The 15,722-nt window shown below is 72.8% G+C and carries 13 protein-coding genes and 2 tRNA genes; 5 read left to right on the forward strand and 10 right to left on the reverse strand.

Annotated elements, in window-relative coordinates; genetic code table 11:
- Positions 1-17 precede the first annotated feature (17 nt).
- From ACR68M_RS19400 to ACR68M_RS19415, 4 genes are all read right to left on the reverse strand, one after another.
- Positions 18-593 carry a potassium channel family protein gene (locus tag ACR68M_RS19400; RefSeq protein WP_441245370.1) on the reverse strand — a complete coding sequence of 192 codons (576 nt, stop codon included), beginning with the start codon at positions 591-593 and terminating at the stop codon, positions 18-20.
- Between the two features lie 11 nt (positions 594-604).
- Positions 605-1,936, reverse strand: coding sequence for a hypothetical protein (locus ACR68M_RS19405; protein WP_441245371.1), 1,332 nt, complete (start codon positions 1,934-1,936; stop codon positions 605-607).
- Positions 1,937-2,070: 134 nt separating this feature from the next.
- Complete coding sequence (gene tatA, locus ACR68M_RS19410) at positions 2,071-2,364, reverse strand: Sec-independent protein translocase subunit TatA (RefSeq protein ID WP_441245372.1); 294 nt, start codon at positions 2,362-2,364, stop codon at positions 2,071-2,073.
- Positions 2,365-2,947: 583 nt separating this feature from the next.
- The gene (locus ACR68M_RS19415; protein WP_441245373.1) at positions 2,948-4,522 is read right to left on the reverse strand and encodes an MFS transporter; all 1,575 of its coding nucleotides are present in this window, start codon (positions 4,520-4,522) and stop codon (positions 2,948-2,950) included.
- Between the two features lie 110 nt (positions 4,523-4,632).
- Between ACR68M_RS19415 and ACR68M_RS19420 the strand changes: the two genes are divergently transcribed.
- Complete coding sequence (locus ACR68M_RS19420; protein ID WP_441245374.1) at positions 4,633-5,226, forward strand: TetR/AcrR family transcriptional regulator; 594 nt, start codon at positions 4,633-4,635, stop codon at positions 5,224-5,226.
- Positions 5,227-5,240: 14 nt separating this feature from the next.
- On the opposite strand, the gene ACR68M_RS19425 is transcribed toward ACR68M_RS19420, so the two are convergent.
- Entirely contained in the window at positions 5,241-5,573 is a 333-nt protein-coding gene (locus ACR68M_RS19425; protein WP_441245375.1) for a cupin, read from the reverse strand.
- 89 nt (positions 5,574-5,662) lie between these two features.
- Between ACR68M_RS19425 and ACR68M_RS19430 the strand changes: the two genes are divergently transcribed.
- Positions 5,663-5,932 (forward strand): hypothetical protein, encoded by a 270-nt coding sequence (locus tag ACR68M_RS19430; RefSeq protein WP_441245376.1) that lies wholly within the window; start codon positions 5,663-5,665, stop codon positions 5,930-5,932.
- Between the two features lie 84 nt (positions 5,933-6,016).
- Here the strand turns inward: ACR68M_RS19430 and ACR68M_RS19435 are convergent.
- The 4 genes from ACR68M_RS19435 to ACR68M_RS19450 all read right to left on the reverse strand — a co-directional run bounded on the left by ACR68M_RS19435 (position 6,017) and on the right by ACR68M_RS19450 (position 9,251).
- Positions 6,017-6,090 (reverse strand) — tRNA-Trp (locus ACR68M_RS19435).
- A 4-nt stretch (positions 6,091-6,094) separates the two neighbouring features.
- A tRNA-OTHER gene (locus ACR68M_RS19440) sits at positions 6,095-6,166 on the reverse strand.
- Between the two features lie 95 nt (positions 6,167-6,261).
- Positions 6,262-7,944, reverse strand: coding sequence for a class I adenylate-forming enzyme family protein (locus tag ACR68M_RS19445; RefSeq protein WP_441245377.1), 1,683 nt, complete (start codon positions 7,942-7,944; stop codon positions 6,262-6,264).
- Between the two features lie 149 nt (positions 7,945-8,093).
- Positions 8,094-9,251, reverse strand: a complete 1,158-nt coding sequence (locus ACR68M_RS19450; RefSeq protein WP_441245378.1) for an acyl-CoA dehydrogenase family protein — start codon at positions 9,249-9,251, stop codon at positions 8,094-8,096.
- 170 nt (positions 9,252-9,421) lie between these two features.
- On the opposite strand from ACR68M_RS19450, the gene ACR68M_RS19455 reads away from it, so the two are divergent.
- Positions 9,422-10,627 (forward strand): TetR/AcrR family transcriptional regulator, encoded by a 1,206-nt coding sequence (locus ACR68M_RS19455; RefSeq protein ID WP_441245379.1) that lies wholly within the window; start codon positions 9,422-9,424, stop codon positions 10,625-10,627.
- 49 nt (positions 10,628-10,676) lie between these two features.
- Here the strand turns inward: ACR68M_RS19455 and ACR68M_RS19460 are convergent, their stop codons facing one another.
- Positions 10,677-10,994, reverse strand: a complete 318-nt coding sequence (locus ACR68M_RS19460) for a hypothetical protein (protein ID WP_441245380.1) — start codon at positions 10,992-10,994, stop codon at positions 10,677-10,679.
- Positions 10,995-11,349: 355 nt separating this feature from the next.
- On the opposite strand from ACR68M_RS19460, the gene ACR68M_RS19465 reads away from it, so the two are divergent.
- Both ACR68M_RS19465 and ACR68M_RS19470 read left to right on the forward strand, forming a co-directional pair.
- On the forward strand, positions 11,350-13,215 hold the full coding sequence (locus tag ACR68M_RS19465) for an ATP-binding protein (protein WP_441245381.1): 1,866 nt from the start codon (positions 11,350-11,352) through the stop codon (positions 13,213-13,215).
- Positions 13,212-15,557 (forward strand): hypothetical protein, encoded by a 2,346-nt coding sequence (locus ACR68M_RS19470; RefSeq protein WP_441245382.1) that lies wholly within the window; start codon positions 13,212-13,214, stop codon positions 15,555-15,557. The genes ACR68M_RS19465 and ACR68M_RS19470 overlap by 4 nt, the downstream gene beginning before the upstream one ends.
- Positions 15,558-15,722 lie beyond the last annotated feature (165 nt).

Genomic DNA, 15,722 nt, shown 5'->3' on the forward strand with positions numbered 1-15,722 from the left:
GCGCGCCACCCCATCGGTCAGCCCTGGCCTCCCCGGTGCGGCCCCTGCCGGGCCCGCTCCGCGATGCGGCCCCGCAGTCGGCGGGAGACAGCTGTGGCCCCGGCGGTGAGGAAGACCAGGCTGTAGAGGATCTGGAGCATCACCACCGCTCGGGCCTCCTGCCCGGCCGGGACGACGTCCCCGTAGCCGACGGTCGCCAGCGTGATCACGGTGAAGTACAGCGCGTCGACCCGCGTCCGCAGCCCGACGAACTGCCCGTCCCGGCTGAGCGCGAGATACGTCGCCGCGAAGACCACCAGCGCGACGGAGCTGAGCAGCAGGATCGTCAGGCCCGGCCGCCCCGGCGCACCGATCAGCTCCCGCTGGATCTGCTGCAGCAGCAGGGCGGCCACCACGGTCAGCACCGCACCGAAGGTGAGCCAGCTGACGACCGGGTGCCTGGGCCCGAACATCCCCATCGGCACGGTGAAGTACCCGACCAGCACCAGCACCGGTCCGCCGAGGATCAACCCCCACATCCGCATGGTGCCCATCCTCCCGTCGCCGCCCGCCCGGAGCCGGGAGCTGATACGCCGTCCGGGGGGCCACCGCATCCGAGCCACCGTCAGCCGGCCGCGGCCGGGCCGGGCTCACCCGGCTCGTCCAGGAACTCCAGCACGGCGAGGGCGCCCACCAGCCCGACGGCCAGCCAGAACACCACCAGCCCGCTCGGGTAGTCCCAGAGCACGAAGAGCAGTACGACCACCGCCAGCGCCACCCCGGACAGCCAGGTCTTCCACCGGTGCACGAAGCGCCCCACCGGGCCGAGCCGCAGGCCGAACCGCTCCGCCGTCTGCCGGACGGCCCCGAAGCCCGCCTGCCACAGCTGCCGCACCTGCCCGGCCCGGCGGCCCGGCCCGCTCACCCAGGTGCCGAGCGCGACCAGCACCCCGAGCACCAGCACAGCCCGGACGGTCACCCGCAGGTGGTGCACCAGCGCGTCGAAGACCGCCCCGGCGGCGGCCTGGTCGACCCCGGCGGGCAGCTTGTCCAGGTAGACGGCCCGGACGAGGCTCAGCGCGATGCCGAGCACCGCCGCTCCCGCCGCGACTCCGAACGCCGCCGTCACCGCCGCCCGCCTGCGCCGGGCGGCCAGCAGCACCCCCGCCACGGCGAGCACCAGCACCAGCACGGGCAGCCAGAAGCCGACCAGCTGGAGCAGCCGGAGGCCGGTCTGCGCCTTGGTGATGGTGTCGGACTGGACGAGGGTGAAGCTGGTGTGCACCTCGGGGATCCTGGCGGCGACACCGAGCCCGGCGGCCACCAGGCGGGTCTTCACCTGGTCGATCACGGGGGCCAGGTCCAGCGTCACCGCGTTCCCCTGGATCTGCACCGCGCCACCGCCCTCCCCAGTCAGCAGCCGGTCGACGGCGGCGTGGGCATTGCGGTTGACGGCCACCCAGACGGTCACGAACGCGTCGCCGGCCACCACGTTCCCCACCTGGGTGTGGACGAAGGAGGTGAGGCCGTCGGTCAGCGTGTTCCCGAGCCTCCCGAGGGCGGCGCCGACCAGCGGGCGGTCGGCGGGCGCGATGTCGTCCAGCAGTGAGTTGATCGGCAGGTGCTGCATGACGGCGGTGGTCACCCGGTCGGTGACGGCCGCCTGGACGGCCGGGTCCTTGGCGAGCGGGGTGACGGTCGCGACGTACCGGTCGGTGTCGGTCAGCTCGCCTTTCGTCCAGGAGGAGACCACGGCGAGCGGGGTCAGCAGGCAGGCGAGCAGGATGAGGATGACGGCGAGCAACGAGCGTGCCCGGTGCCGTGGTGGCGGGGGCGGCGGCGGGGTCTCCTTCTCGAGCGCGGCGAGCCGCCTGCGCAACTCGTCGAGTTCGAGCTCGCTGCCGCTGTCGGCCATCCGTACCTCCGGGAGCTGGGACGAGTGCTCACCAGCAGACAACAGGGCACGGTGGTCAGCCACTCGGGAGAGCAGCGGGGTGGGGGAGGGGCGGAGCGGGGGAGGAGGCTGGAAACGACTGAGCCTCCGTACCGTCAGCTGACGGTACGGAGGCTCAGTGCGACGGACTCGGCGGCTCAGGCCGCCGGCGTCTTCGTCGGGGTCTCGTCGGACTTCGTGACGGTGACCGGGCTCACCGCGGGCCGCTGGTCGGCGGTCGCGTTGGCCGTGCTGTTGGCCGTCGTGGTGCTCTGGGCCGCCGCGTCACCGGTGGTCTCGTCCTCGCGCAGGGCCTTGGTCTCGGCCTTCAGGATGCGCATGGACTTGCCCAGTCCGCGTGCCATCTCAGGCAGCTTCTTCGAGCCGAACAGTAGGATGATCACAGCCAGCACCACCAGGAGGTGCCAGGGCTCCAGACCGTTGCGCAGCATCCCTGACCACCGGTCCCTTCGGAATCTCGCCGTTTCACAGCCGAGCGAGCTTGCCCGGTCTCCTGGCCAGTATGCCTGGCGCGAGCTCCGAACGTATACACCGGCTGGGAAACGGCAGTCAAAGACCAGACGTCGCCCCGGGTTTCCGCCGGGGAATCTGGTCCATACCTCTGATGGTTCGGCGGGTGCCGGCCGGGGGCTGCTGTGGCCGCTGTGGCCGGATTTGCCATGGTTCACCGGCCCGGTGGGCGGCGCGAATGTGGTGTTGACGGGCGGCGTGGGTGGCGTCCGGCTCGGTGTGGCGACTGACCGGCCGGTACCGGGGGGAGGGGGTGGCGGGCCGTTGTGACTCCGTCAGCTTTGCTGGGGGCGATGGTGGAAAACGGCTAACGGATGACAGATGTCAAAATCTGTCATCCGTCAATCGCCATCGATGATCCGTCATCCGTTATCCGTCAACGCCCAATCCCCAACCCCTAACGCCCAACCCCCCAACGCGAGAGCCCCGGACCGACGACGATCGTCGCTCCGGGGCTTCACATGACCCGCGTACGGCCGCTCCGGCGGCCCTGCCCTCTCCCGCTCAGGCGGCGACGGTCTCCTCGACCGCCTCGATCTCCTCGGCTCCGGCCGCCTCGCTCGCCGGGGCGGCCGGAAGGTGCCGCATCAGGCGGTACGCCGCGAAGGAGGCCGCGATCATGCAGACCAGCCCGACCGTCGCCGCCACGTGCATCCCGTCCACGAAGGCCGCCCGGCTGGTCTCCAGGAGCTGCCCGCCGAGGCGGCCGGGCAGCTGTGCGGCCACCGTGACCGCGCCGCCGAGCGTGTCGTGCGCGGCTCGGGCCGCGTCCGCCGGCAGGTCGGAGGGCAGCTTGCCGACCAGCTCCGACTTGTAGACCGCGGCGCCGGCCGAGCCGAGCAGGGCGATCCCCAGTGAGCTGCCCAGTTCGCTCGCGGTCTCCGAGGTGGCTGAGGCGGCGCCCGCCTGCTCGGCGGGGGCGGCCGAGACGACCATCTCGGCGGTCAGCGTCATCGTCCCGACCGTCCCGGCGGCCAGCACGCCCGCCGCCGTGAGGATCAGGGCCAGCGGCGAATGCGGCCCGACCTGCGTCATCGCCGCGAACCCGACGCCGCCGATCACGAAGCCCCCGGCCATCAGGTGGGCCGGTCGCACCTTGCCCGCCAGTGCCCCGGTGATCCCGACCGCCGCACCGACCCCGACGCTCGGCACCAGCGCCCAGAGTGAGGCGATCAGCGGGCTGAAGCCCTTGACCAGTTGGAGGTACTGCGAGGTGAAGAGAGTGAAGCCCATCATCGCGAACATCGCGATGGTGTTGACGGTGACGGCGCCGGTGAAGGACCGGTTGCGGAAGAGCCCCAGGTCGATCAGCGGGTGGGCCGCGGTGCGCAGTCGCAGTGCCAGCAGCAGGCCGATGCCGAGCCCGGCGGCGAGGGTCACGGCGGGCAGCACGCTCCAGCCGTCCACGGCGAGGGTCTTGATGCCGTAGACCGTGGGCAGCACGGTGGCGATCGAGAGCCCGGCGCCCAGCAGGTCGAAGCTGCCGCGCTGCGGGGAGCGGTACTCGGGCAGCAGGGCGGGCGCCGCGATCAGCACCAGGGCCATCACCGGGACGGCGCCGAGGAAGGCGGAGCCCCACCAGAAGTGGTCCAGCAGCAGGCCGCCGGCCACCGGCCCGAGCGTGGCGCCACCCATGATCGCGCCGCCCCACGCGGCGAGCGCGGTCTGCCGCTGCTTCTGGTCGTGGAACATGTTGCGGATCAGCGCCAGCGTCGAGGGCATCAGGGTGGCCCCGGTGACGCCGAGCAGGGCGCGGGCGGCGACCAGCTGCCCGGCGCTGTCGGCGGACGCGGCCAGCAGTGAGGCGGCCAGGAAGCCGCCGGCGCCGAACATCAGCAGCTTGCGGCGGCCGATCCGGTCACCCAGGGCGCCCATCGGGATGAGCAGCCCGGCCAGCAGGAAGGAGTACATGTCCATGATCCAGAGCTGCTGGGTGCCGCTCGGCCGGAGGTCCGTACTGATGAACGGGACGGCGAAGAAGAGCACGCCCATGTCCATCGCGATGACGAGGGTCGGGAGCAGGAGGACGGCGAGGCCGGTCCATTCGCGGCGGCCGGCGAGGCCGGTGGTTGCGGTCATGGATATGACTGTACGGACGTGTCAGACATCTGTCTAGAACAATCGTCTAACTCAAACGTGCAACACGGACGTGCCAGACATCTGTACAGATCCTGTCGTACGCTCACCTCATGGGAAATCGGGAAGACCTGCTGGCCGGAGCCAAGCGCTGCCTCTTCGACAAGGGCTATGGCCGCACCACGGCGCGGGACATCGCCACCGCCGCCGGAGTGAGCCTCGCCGCGATCGGCTACCACTTCGGGTCCAAGGAAGCGCTGCTCAACGCGGCGATGATGGAGGCCACGGGTGAGTGGGGCGAGGCGGTCGACCGGGCCGTCTCGGCCGAGACGGACAGCACGCTCACGTCGCAGGAGCGCTTCGCCCGGACGTGGGACAGGGTGGGCGAGACCTTCGTGGAGTACCGGGGGCTCTGGGCGGCGCAGTTCGAGGCGATCGCCCAGATCGACCGCACCCCGGAGCTGAAGGAGGTGCTGGCGGGGGCGCAGCGGATGGCCCGGCTGGCGTTGTCGGCGATGTTCCAGGGCCTGCGGGAGGTGCCGGACACCGACGACGAGGTCGCGCTGGGGACGCTCTACCAGGCACTGCTCGCCGGTTACGCCATCCAGTGGCTGCTGGACCCCGAGCAGGCGCCGAGCGGGCCGGTGTTCCTGCGCGGGCTGCGGCTGGCCTCGGAGCGGGTGCTCGGGCCGGTCCCGGCCGGGTAGAGCCGGGTAGACCCTCAGTTGGTGACGGCGGTCAGCAGGACGACGGAGTCCTCGTGCGCGAGCAGCCCGTGCCGCACCTGCGGGATCACCTGGAGCTGGCCGGTGACCAGCTCGTGCCGGGCGCCGGCGACGGTGAGGGAGACCCGCCCGCGCAGGACCTGGAGGCTGGCGGCGGGCGGGGCGTTGTGCTCGTCCAGCGCGGAGCCTGCCGTCAGGGCGATCACCGTCTGACGCAGGACGCCGTCGTGCAGGAGCAGGTGGGCGCTGCGGCCGTGCGGGCTCGCGGCTGCCTTGGCCGCGTGTTCCGCGGCGAGCACCGCAAGATCGACAGCTACGGGGTCGGCCATGCAGCGACCCTAGGTCGCGGGCACCGGCGCAGCCACTCGGACCGCCCTCCCCGGGTGCGACCGCGGCGGGTGTCGCCGATGGTGGGTGCATGGCGACGAATCAGAATTTCATGGGCGGATTCCAGGTCAACCGGCACATGCTCGCGGCCGGGGCGGCTCTCACGGGCGTCGGGGCGTTGATCGGACTGGCCGGGACGGCGATCGTCGGGGTGGCGCTGGTCTCGGCCGGGCGCGGCTGGGTGCAGAAGCTCGAAACCCCGCCGACCGAGCTCGCGTCCCGGACGCTGCACCAGGCCAAGATGGCCTCGATGGCGGGCCTGGACGCCTGGCGGCACCCGGGCAACGGCACCCCCAACTAGGCCGGTCGCGGCCGGCCAGGGCATGCAGTTGGCCCGCCCCGGGAGTGGGGCGGGCCAGGCGTCGGCCGGGCGGCCGAAATCTTGCACGGGCGGGAGGACTTGAACCCCCAGCCTGCCGTTTTGGAGACGGCTGCTCTGGCCAATTGAGCTACACCCGTACGATCCACCCGGCCGGACTTGAACCGGCGTCCCCCGCCTTGTAGGACGGTGCTCTGGCACCTGAGCTACGGGTGGTCGCTGGTCTTGATTCTGTGGCACCGCCCGCACCGGGTCCACAGGTTTTCGGGCCCCGGCCGCGCCCGTTCAGCGCTGCCCGACCCCGTACGCGCTCAGGCCAGTTCGCTGCGCAGCAGCCGCTTGAGGATCTTGCCGGTGGGGTTGCGCGGCAGCTCCGTCGCGCGCAGGTGGACGTGGGCGGGGACTTTGAACGCCGCCAGTCGTCGGGCGACGTGCTTGCGCAGCCCGTCCGCGTCGACGGTGGCGCCGGGGTGCAGGACGACGACGGCTGCGACCTCCTCGCCGAGGGTCGGGTGCGGGACGCCGAGCACGGCGGCGTCGGCGACCTCGGGGTGGTCGAAGAGGACGCCCTCCACCTCGACGCAGTAGACGTTCTCACCGCCTCGGATCACCAGGTCCTTGAGGCGGTCGACGACGTAGATCTCGCCGTCCCGGACGCAGGCCAGGTCGCCGGTGCGGAACCAGCCGTCGCTGAACGCGGCTGCCGTGGCCTCCGGGTTGTTGCGGTAGCCGTGGAACACCGACTGGCCGCGCAGACGGAGTTCGCCGACCTCGCCGTCGGGCAGCGGACGGCCTTCGGGGTCGGCTATCCGGATCTCCAGGGCGGGGGAGGGACGGCCGATGCTGTCGGGGTGGGCGAGGTAGCGGGCGCCGATGTTGGCGGTCACGCCGCCGCAGGTCTCGGTGAGGCCGTAGCCGTTGCGGGCCTCGACGCGGCCGCCGAAGCGGCGGGCGATCCGGCGGGCCAGCTCGGGCGGGGCGGCCGCGCCACCGGTGTTGATCATCTGGAGGGTGGGCAGGGCCGCTCCGGCGGCGTCCGCAGCGTCGAGCAGGCCGAGTGCGGTGGTCGGGACGCCGACGTACGTGGTGACGCCGTGCTCGGCGATCAGCTCGAGGGCCGTCGCCGCGTCCCACTTGCGCATCAGCACGGCGGTGCCACCACTGCTCATCACGGGGAAGAGCGAGGTGAAGGCGGCGACGTGGAAGAACGGGAAGGTCAGCAGGGCCGTCGGCGGTACGACGTCGGCCAGGGTGCCGCCCGCGCAGAGCACCGAAGTGGCCGAGAAGAAACGGGGGTTGGTGGCAGCGGCGCACCATGCGGCCTGGCCGGCGACCACTCCCTTGGGGCGGCCGGTGGTGCCGGAGGTGTAGAGCAGGGTCGCCGCGCTGTCGGGGGAGAGTGGGCCGAAGTCGGTTTCGGCGTCGGCTTCGAGGTCGGCTGCGGGGGCGGTGGGTCGGGCTGCCGACCGGAGGGCGGTGATGTCGGCGTCGGTGAGCAGTGGCGTCGGGTGGGCTGCGAGCCAGGGGGCGAGCCGTTCGGCGCGCTCCGGGTCGGCCACGATCGCGCCGGGGGTGCAGTCGTCCAGGGCGTACGCCAGCTCCTCCGCCTCCCACCAGGCGTTCAGCGGGACGGCGACCAGGCCGGCCAACTGGGTGGCCCAGAAGGCGATCTGCCACTCGGGGAGGTTGCGCATCGCGATCACCACCCGGTCGCCGGGGCGCAGGCCGAGGGTGTCGCGGTAGTGGCGGGCCAGGGTGGTGGCGGTGGCGTGGTGCTCGGCGAAGGTCCAGCTGCCGGAGTCGGCGACGAGGAACGTCCGGTCGCCGTGGGCGAGCGTGCCGGCCAGGAACTCCCGTAGGGTGCGCGGGGCGTGGAGGTAGCGGGGGCCCGCGGGGGTGTGCTCGACCTCGAAGGGCATGCCCCGCGCGCAGAGCGCGGCCTGGACACGGGTGACCACGGCGAGGGAGTCGGCGGGCTGCGGTGCGGTTGTCATGACGTCCTCGGGTCCGGCGGCTGAGGGTGTCGTGCCAGGGGTGTCGCGCACAGGTGGCGGCAGGCGGTGGCGGCGGGCCGAGTGGGGGTCGGCCCGCCGCCGGGGCGCGGCGGTCGGGTGGGGGGCACGCCGCCGCGCGGCGAAGGGGCCTACAGGCCCAGGGACTTGGCGATGATGGTCTTCATGACCTCGCTGGTGCCGCCGTAGATCCGGAAGACCCGGTTGTCGGTGTAGAGGCGGGCGATCGGGTACTCCAGGATGTAGCCGTAACCGCCGTGCAGCTGGAGGCACTTGTCGATGACCTCGGAGGCCGACTCGGTGCAGAAGAGCTTGGCTGCCGCGGCGTCGGCGACGGTCAACTCCCCGTGCTGGTAGAGCTCCAGGGCGCGGTCGACCATCGACTGCTGGGCGACGACCTGCGCCTCGCACTCGGCCAGGCTGAACTTGGTGTTCTGGAACTCGGCGACGGGCTGGCCGAAGACCTTGCGCTCCTTGACGTACTGGACGGCGAAGCGGACGGCGGCAGCGGCGGAGGCGTACGCGCCGACGGCGATCGCCAGGCGCTCCTGCACCAGGTTGTGGGTGAGGTAGGAGAAGCCCTTGCCCTCCTCGCCGAGCAGGTCCGCCACCGGCACGCGGACGTCGGTGAAGGAGAGTTCGGCGGTGTCGGAGGTGCGCAGGCCGATCTTCTTCAGCTTGCGGCCGACGGCGTAGCCCTCGGAGGCGGTGTCCACGCACAGGATGGACAGCCCGGCCCGGCGGTCGGCCGGGTCGTAGGGCGACGTGCGGCAGACCACGAGCACCAGGTCGGCGAGGACGCCGCCGGTGATGAAGGTCTTGGCGCCGTTGAGGATGTAGTGGGTGCCGTCCTCGGAGAGCTTGGCGGTGGTGCTGATGCCCGCGAGGTCGGAGCCCGCGCCGGGCTCGGTCATCGCGATCGCGGTCATGATGTCGCCCGAGACGAAGCCGGGCAGCCAACGCTGCTTCTGCTCCTCGTCGGCGTACTCCAGGATGTACGGGAGCACCAGGCCGGTGTGCACGCCCGAGGAGCCGAAGGTGACGCCCGCGCGGGCGCACTCCTCGCTGACCACGGCCTGGTACTTGAACCCGCTCTCGCCCGCGCCGCCGTACTCCTCGGGCACCTCGATGCCGTAGACGCCGAGTTCGCCGAGCTTGCGGTAGAAGTCGCGCGGCGGGTGGCCGTCGGCCTCCCAGGACTCGTAGACCGGGACGACCTCCTTCGCGATGAACTCGCGGATGGTCGACCGGAAGGCCTCGTGGTCCTCGGTGAACACGGTACGGCGCACGGCTGCGCTCCCTTCGTGGTGCCGGTTGATCGCCTGACAAGTTAATCCCCGGTAGCTTCCACTGTCCAGCATCGCAGTCAGTGGGTTGTGCATTGCAGGCCGCCATAAGTGAATGGTTGCTACCCTGGCGAGTACGGCGTGAGTACAGCGTGGGACAGGGGGTGACGGGCGTGGCGGCTGAGTCGACCGCGCGGAGCGCGGCGCGGCGGCCGCCTGGGCGCAAGGCGCAGATCCTCGCGGTGGCGGTGGGCCGCTTCCACCGGTACGGCTACCACCGCACCTCGATGGCGGAGGTCGCGGCCGAGGTCGGTATCACGGCCCCCGCGCTCTACCGTCACTTCCGGGGCAAGCCCGAACTCCTGCGCCAGATCGTCACGTTGGAGCTCTCCGCGCTGCGAGCTGCCGTCATGGCCGGCTCGGCGGGGCCGTCGGCGCTGTGTGCCGCGCTCGCCGCCACTGCCGTGGACCACCGGGCGCTCGGCACGCTCTGGCAGCGGGACGCCCGGCTGCTGCCCGCCGCGCACCGGGCCGAACTGCGGCGGGAGTTGCGCGCCGACGTCGCCCTGATGGCCCGGTCGGTCGCAGTGCAGCGGCCGGAACTGTCCCTTGCGGACGCGGAGTTGCTCAGCTGGTCGGTGCTGTCGGCGTACGCGAGCCTGTCGTACCACACCTTCGCGCCGCCCCGGCGGCGGTTCGAGCAGCTGCTGCGGCGGATCGGCGGCGAGCTGTTCGAGGTCTCGCCGGCCGGGCCGACGATGGAGGCAGTGCGGGTCTCGCCGGAGCGCGGGCCGGCCTCGGGTGTGTCGGAGTCGCGCCGGGAGGAGTTGCTGGCGGCGGCCGTCCGGCTGTTCCACGAGCGGGGCTTCGACAGCGTCAGCACCGACCGGCTCGGCGCGGCCGTCGGGATCGCCGGGCCCAGTGTGTACAAGCACTTCGACACCAAGGCCGAGCTGCTGGCCGCCGCGCTCGTCCGCAGCCGGGAGCGGCTCTGGCACGAGGTGGAGGGCGCGATCGCGGCCGGTGGCACCCCGGTCGAGGCGCTGGCCGCCGGGCTGCGCGCGTACGTCGGTTTCGCCCTGCGCAACAGCGACTACCTCGGGGCGATGCTCAGCGAGACCGAACGGCTGGCCGAGCCGGACCGCAGGGCGGCGCTCGACTTCCGGCGGGACTTCCTGCGGGTCTGGGTCGGGCTGCTCCAGCAGATCCGCCCGGAGTACGAGAACGCCGAGGCCCGGATCAGGGTGCACGCGATGTTCGCGGTGGTCAACGACGGTGTGCGCAACCGGCCTTACTGCCTGCGGCCGGATCTGGCCGAGTGCCTGATCGTGCTCGGCCGTGCCGTGCTGGGCGTCGACCCGGCCGACAGCACGCCGTGAACCCCGAGGGGCGGGCCCGCCCCTCGGGGTTCACACAGGCGACTGCGGCCTAGTAGAGGACGAACGGGTAGTAGACCTTGTGGGAGAGGTTGCCGTTGCCCTGGATGGTGCCGATGCCACCGGAGTTACCGGCGATGCCGACATTGGTGTTCTGGTTGGTGCTGCCGGAGCCGGTGGCCGTCTGCTGGCTGCCGTTGGCGTTCCCGTCGACGCTGCCGATGATGTTGCTGGAGCCGGTGTTGCTCACCACGCTGCTGTTGGAGTTGTTATCGGCGCCTGCGCCGTTGTCGGCCTGGGCGGTGCCGATGCCGGCCAGGAGGAAAGCCCCGAGGGCGGTGACAGCGGCGACTGCGCGAATACGGGACACGGTGGTCTCCCTGCTAACTGGTGCGAAAAGTGGCGCTGATGGGGTGGCCGCCCCACGGTGCGCCGTTGCCTGACGTCGCACGACAAGCATTCCCCAGTCGGCCGATTGACTTCAATGGATACCGGCGGCGTTCGCCCGAAGGAGTCACACAGCTGGAATAACCCCTGAACGAACGAGCTGCTCCGAGGATGCGTCAATACGCCGTAATACCCCCGAATGGCGGTGATTTCCGGTGCCATGGTCAGACATGTACGGACCCCGGCATTCGTCAACCACAGGTTGACCGGGCCTCGGTGGGCAAATGGAGAATCAAAGCGGTGGTCCGCAGATAGTCCTACTGGCAGACTGATGCCTCATGTCTGATGATCACCGGCAGGGGAAGCAGCCCGATCGCACTCTGCGTACGACCGAGGTCGATCTCGGTGGCCTGGTCGGGGTGCTGGCGACCCATCTCTACTCCACCCCGCTGGTCGCCCTGCGCGAACTCGTCCAGAACGCCCACGACTCGCACACCCGCCGCAGGCTGGAGGACCCGCAGGGCAGCCACCGGCCGGTGATCCGGGTCCGGGGCGACGCCGCCCGCCGGGTCGTCTCGGTCGAGGACACCGGGGCCGGGCTCACCGAGCCGGAGATCCACGCCTATCTGGCCACCGTCGGCACCGGATACACCAGGCTGCTACGGGATCTGACGGGCAGCCAGGAGCTGATCGGCGCCTTCGGCCTCGGCTTCCTCTCCGCCTTCTCCGTCGCCGACGAAGTCACCGTCACCACCACCTCGCACCGCGAGCCCGGCCTCGGGCACCGCTACCGCAGCCGTGGCGGCGAGCAGTACAGCGTCGAACCGACCGCCCCGCGCCCGGCCCCCGGCACCGTCGTCGAGCTGCTGCTCAAGCCCGAACACGCCCACCTGGCCGACGAGTACGCGCTCCGCCAGGTGCTCGCCCGCTACTGCGTACTGCTGCCCGTGCCGGTGCACGTCGGCGACGACGAGACACCCGTGAACGACGTGCCGGTGCCCTGGCGCGCCGAGCCGCCCGGCGACCACGCCGCCCGGATGCGCTTCGCCGCCGCCTTCGGCCGCCGCTTCGAGCCGCTCACCGCCTTCCCCGTCACCCCCGACGGCGCTTCGACCGACGCCGTCGGGCTGCTCTGGGTGCAGGACGGCGGCACCTACGGCAGCACCGACAACCGCGATCTCGCCGTCTACCTGCGCGGCATGCTGCTCGCCGAGGACGCCCGCGACCTGCTGCCCGGCTGGGCCGGGTTCATCGGCGGGGTGGTCGAGTCGAACCGGCTCACCCCCACCGCCAGCCGCGAGGACCTCCAACGCGACGAGCACTACCGCGCCCTGCGCGCGGCCCTCGCCGACGCCGTCGTCGACGGCCTGTACGAGACCGCCCGGTTGCACCCCGCCGCCTGGCGCCGCATCCTCGCCCGGCACGGGCAGGAGCTGCTCGGCGCCGCGCTCTGCGACGAACGGCTCTTCACCCTGCTCGCCGACGACGTGCCGGTGCCCACCTCGCAGGGTGAGCTGACGGCGGGTGCGCTGCGGGCGGCCGGTGCGGGCACCGTGCACGTCGCGCTCGGCGGCGAGGGCGGCTTCGAGGAGATGCTCTACCGCGCCATGCAGGTGCCGATCGCACGCGGCGACCGCTACGCCGTGCTGCCGTTCCTGCGCCGCTACGCGCAGCTGCGCGGGTGCCGGATCGTCGAGCTGGGGGGTGAGGACGGTGCGGGCGGCGCCGGCGAGCTCTTCCGTGAGCCCGAGCGCCCGCTGCCGCCGGAGGAGGCCGCCTGGCTGGGCGCAGCCCTCACCGACCCGGGCGAGCAGCTCGTACCGGCCCGCTTCGACCCGCCGGGCCTGCCACTCGTGCTGGTGCCGGACCGCGCCGCGCAGCTCAAGGCGCGGATCGAGGACGACCGGGCCGACGCGCGCATCCCGTCCGCCGCGCTGCGGCTGGCCCGCGCCTTCACCGCCCGTACCGGCGACGAGGTGCAGGCCAGGCTCTACCTCAACCTCTCCTCGCCCGCCGTGCAGCAGTTGCTCGCGGCCTACCGCGCGGGGCACACCGGCAGCGCGACGGCGGCGGGGCTGCTCCGCTCGCTCAAGGTGATCATGGCGGCGGCGTCGGGCTCGGCCGCCGCCGACCTGACGGGTGCGCTGGCCGGTGTCGGCACGGCCGTCGCCGCGCTCACGGCCCTGACGGAGGTGGCCGAGTGAGCACCGACATCTGGGCCTGGGTCCAGGACGCCCACCGGCAGCTCACCGAGGCCGGGCACCACCGCCTGGCCGCCGCGTTGGCCGAGATCGCCGGGCACGCCGTCGAGGGCCGGAACGAGCAGCTCGACGCCCTCTACCCGGAGGCGCTGGCCGCCGCCCGCGCACTCGGACTGCCCTGGGTCGAGGTCTTCCTGCGGCACTGGCGGCTGCAGAACCTGCTCAACAAACGCCACCAGGGCGAGGCCGCGCTGGGCGAGGCCGTCTCGCTGCTGGAGTTCGCGCACCGGGAGGAGACCGCCGCCTGCCCGCAGTCGGTCTGCGCCGTCCAGGACTTCACCATCTGCCACGCCAACATCGACGGCCCCGGCTACGTCGCCGAGCGGCTCGCCGTGCTGGACGAGACGCTCGCCCGGGTCGAGCCCGGCCGGGCGTGCTTCGACTGCCTCACCCGCGAGTACGCCGACACCCTGGAGGACGACGCCCGCCCCGACGCCGCACTCGCCCACCTCGACCGGGCCCAGGCCCGCATCCTGGCGGCCGGTGGGCAGCTCTCGCTCGCCTTCGGCCACAGCCGCGCCTCCGCGCTGCGCCTGCTCGGCCGCCACCGGGACGCCCTGGCCGCGTACGACGCCGCCGAACTCGCCCAGACCTCCGCCGGGCGGCGGCCGGACGAGGACGACCGCCGCAAGCTGGCCGTCGGCCGGGCCCTGCTGCTCGCCGAGCTGGGCCGCACCGACGCGGCGCTGGAGCTGCTGCCGGAGCCGACGGAGGCGGAGCGCTACCCCGACATCCGCCACCGCTGGGCCACCGCCGTCGAGACGCTGGCCGCCGCCGGGGCGTACCCGAACGACGCCGCCCTCGGCGCCCGGCTCGCCCGCTGGGCCGGCTACCTGGACCGGGCGGGGTCGCACCGCCCCTGCCTCGACCTGCTGCTGGTCGCCGCCCGGCTCGCCGTCGGCCGGGGCGCCCGCACCGTCGCCCGCACGCTGGTCGAGACCGGCGAGCGCAAACTCGGCGAGCTGCGGCGCACCGACGGCGTCGCCGAGCAGCTCGCCGAGGTCCGGGCAGCGGCCCTGGCCCTGCCGACGGCAGCCGTCGACCTCGACCTCGATGCGCTCAGGGAGCGGGCCGCCGCCGGTGAGCTCGGGCCCGAGGCGCTGCTCGACGTGCTGCGCGACGCGCCGGACGGCTCGGGCCCGGAGGTGACGGTCGAGCTGGCCGTGGGCCTCGCCGGGCTCGGGCACGAGCGGGCCGCCGCCGAGCTGCTCCAGCGGCAGCTGGACGACCACCCGGAGGACCGGGAGACGGCAGGGCTGCTCGTCTCGCTGCTGATCGAGGCCGGGGACGGCGAGGGCATCCGCCGGCTCGCCGAGCGCCAACTGCCGGTCAGCCCTGCGGACGCGCACTGGACGCGGGCCCGCTGGGCCGCCGCGGAGGGCCGCTGGGCCGAGGTCGGCGAGCACTGCGCGGAGCTGCTGGCCGAGCAGCCGGGGCGGCTCAACCCGCGCCGGCTGGCGGCCGCCGCCGCGACCCGGCTCGGTGACCACGGCACCGCCCAGCGGCTCTACCAGGAGCTGCTGGAACACGCCGAGCCCGCCGGGGAGGCCGGGGAAGTAAGGGAGGCCGGGCCGGGGGAGCAGCACCGCTCCGTCCAGGAGTCCGACCTGTGGCACCTGATCACCGCTGCCTCCGCGAACCGGGACTGGGCCGTCGTCCGGTCGGTGGGGGCCCTCGCCGGGATCGAGTTCGAGACGGACAGCGGGCCGGTCGAGGAGGAGTGGCAGCTCGTCACCGTCCGGGCCCGGCGGACCAACGGCGCGACCACCGACCTGCCCGCCGTCAGGACCGGCCCGGCCACCGCCCGCATCCTCCCGGTGCTCGGCGAGGACGTGCCGCTCAACCACCGTGACGTGGTGGTCTTCGCGCCCGCCCCGCTGAACGACCTGCCCGGCCCGGGGGAGGACGAGGGCTGGCGGCCCGTCTTCGAGCTGCTCACCCTGCTCGACCCGGCCGGGTGGACGACGTACTGGCTGGACGGCGTCTGGCCCGGCGAGGCGGAGTGGGCGGCCCTGCGGGAGCGGCTGCGCGCGGCCGGGTTCAGCGTCTGGGTCTACAGCGGCGGCGAGTACGCCGTCGAGGACCCGGCCGACCCGGCGGGCGCCCTGCCCGGCATCTACGCCGCGATCGGTGTCCCGCCGACCGGCACGGCGGCCGCAGCCGACGCAGCCCTGCGGGAGCTGACGGCGGCTTGGGCGCACCCGCTCTGCTGGCTGGAGCTCGCCGAGGCCGCCGGAGTCGACACGGCGGTGCACCGGGAGATCGCCGAACGCTACGAGCTGTAGACCGGCCGCCGACGGCCGACCCTGGGGCCAATGCCGCAGGACGGGTCGAACAGGTCGGACAGAACAGATCGGGCAGAACAGTCCGCTCCGTACATGTGCGTCAGGGCCTCCGATCAGGCAAGGTGGGGCACGAGAACGAGGCGGTGGCCCGATGCCACCAGGGGC

Origin of the sequence: Kitasatospora sp. McL0602, assembly GCF_052076145.1 — a bacterium.
Classification (GTDB): domain Bacteria; phylum Actinomycetota; class Actinomycetes; order Streptomycetales; family Streptomycetaceae; genus Kitasatospora.

Coding starts and splice junctions, on each gene's coding strand:
- ACR68M_RS19400 (WP_441245370.1), bottom strand. CDS start 593: ATGCGGTGGCCCCCCGGACGGCGTATCAGCTCCCGGCTCCGGGCGGGC.
- tatA (WP_441245372.1), bottom strand. CDS start 2,364: ATGCTGCGCAACGGTCTGGAGCCCTGGCACCTCCTGGTGGTGCTGGCT.
- ACR68M_RS19415 (WP_441245373.1), bottom strand. CDS start 4,522: ATGACCGCAACCACCGGCCTCGCCGGCCGCCGCGAATGGACCGGCCTC.
- ACR68M_RS19420 (WP_441245374.1), top strand. CDS start 4,633: ATGGGAAATCGGGAAGACCTGCTGGCCGGAGCCAAGCGCTGCCTCTTC.
- ACR68M_RS19425 (WP_441245375.1), bottom strand. CDS start 5,573: ATGGCCGACCCCGTAGCTGTCGATCTTGCGGTGCTCGCCGCGGAACAC.
- ACR68M_RS19430 (WP_441245376.1), top strand. CDS start 5,663: ATGGCGACGAATCAGAATTTCATGGGCGGATTCCAGGTCAACCGGCAC.
- ACR68M_RS19445 (WP_441245377.1), bottom strand. CDS start 7,944: ATGACAACCGCACCGCAGCCCGCCGACTCCCTCGCCGTGGTCACCCGT.
- ACR68M_RS19465 (WP_441245381.1), top strand. CDS start 11,350: ATGTCTGATGATCACCGGCAGGGGAAGCAGCCCGATCGCACTCTGCGT.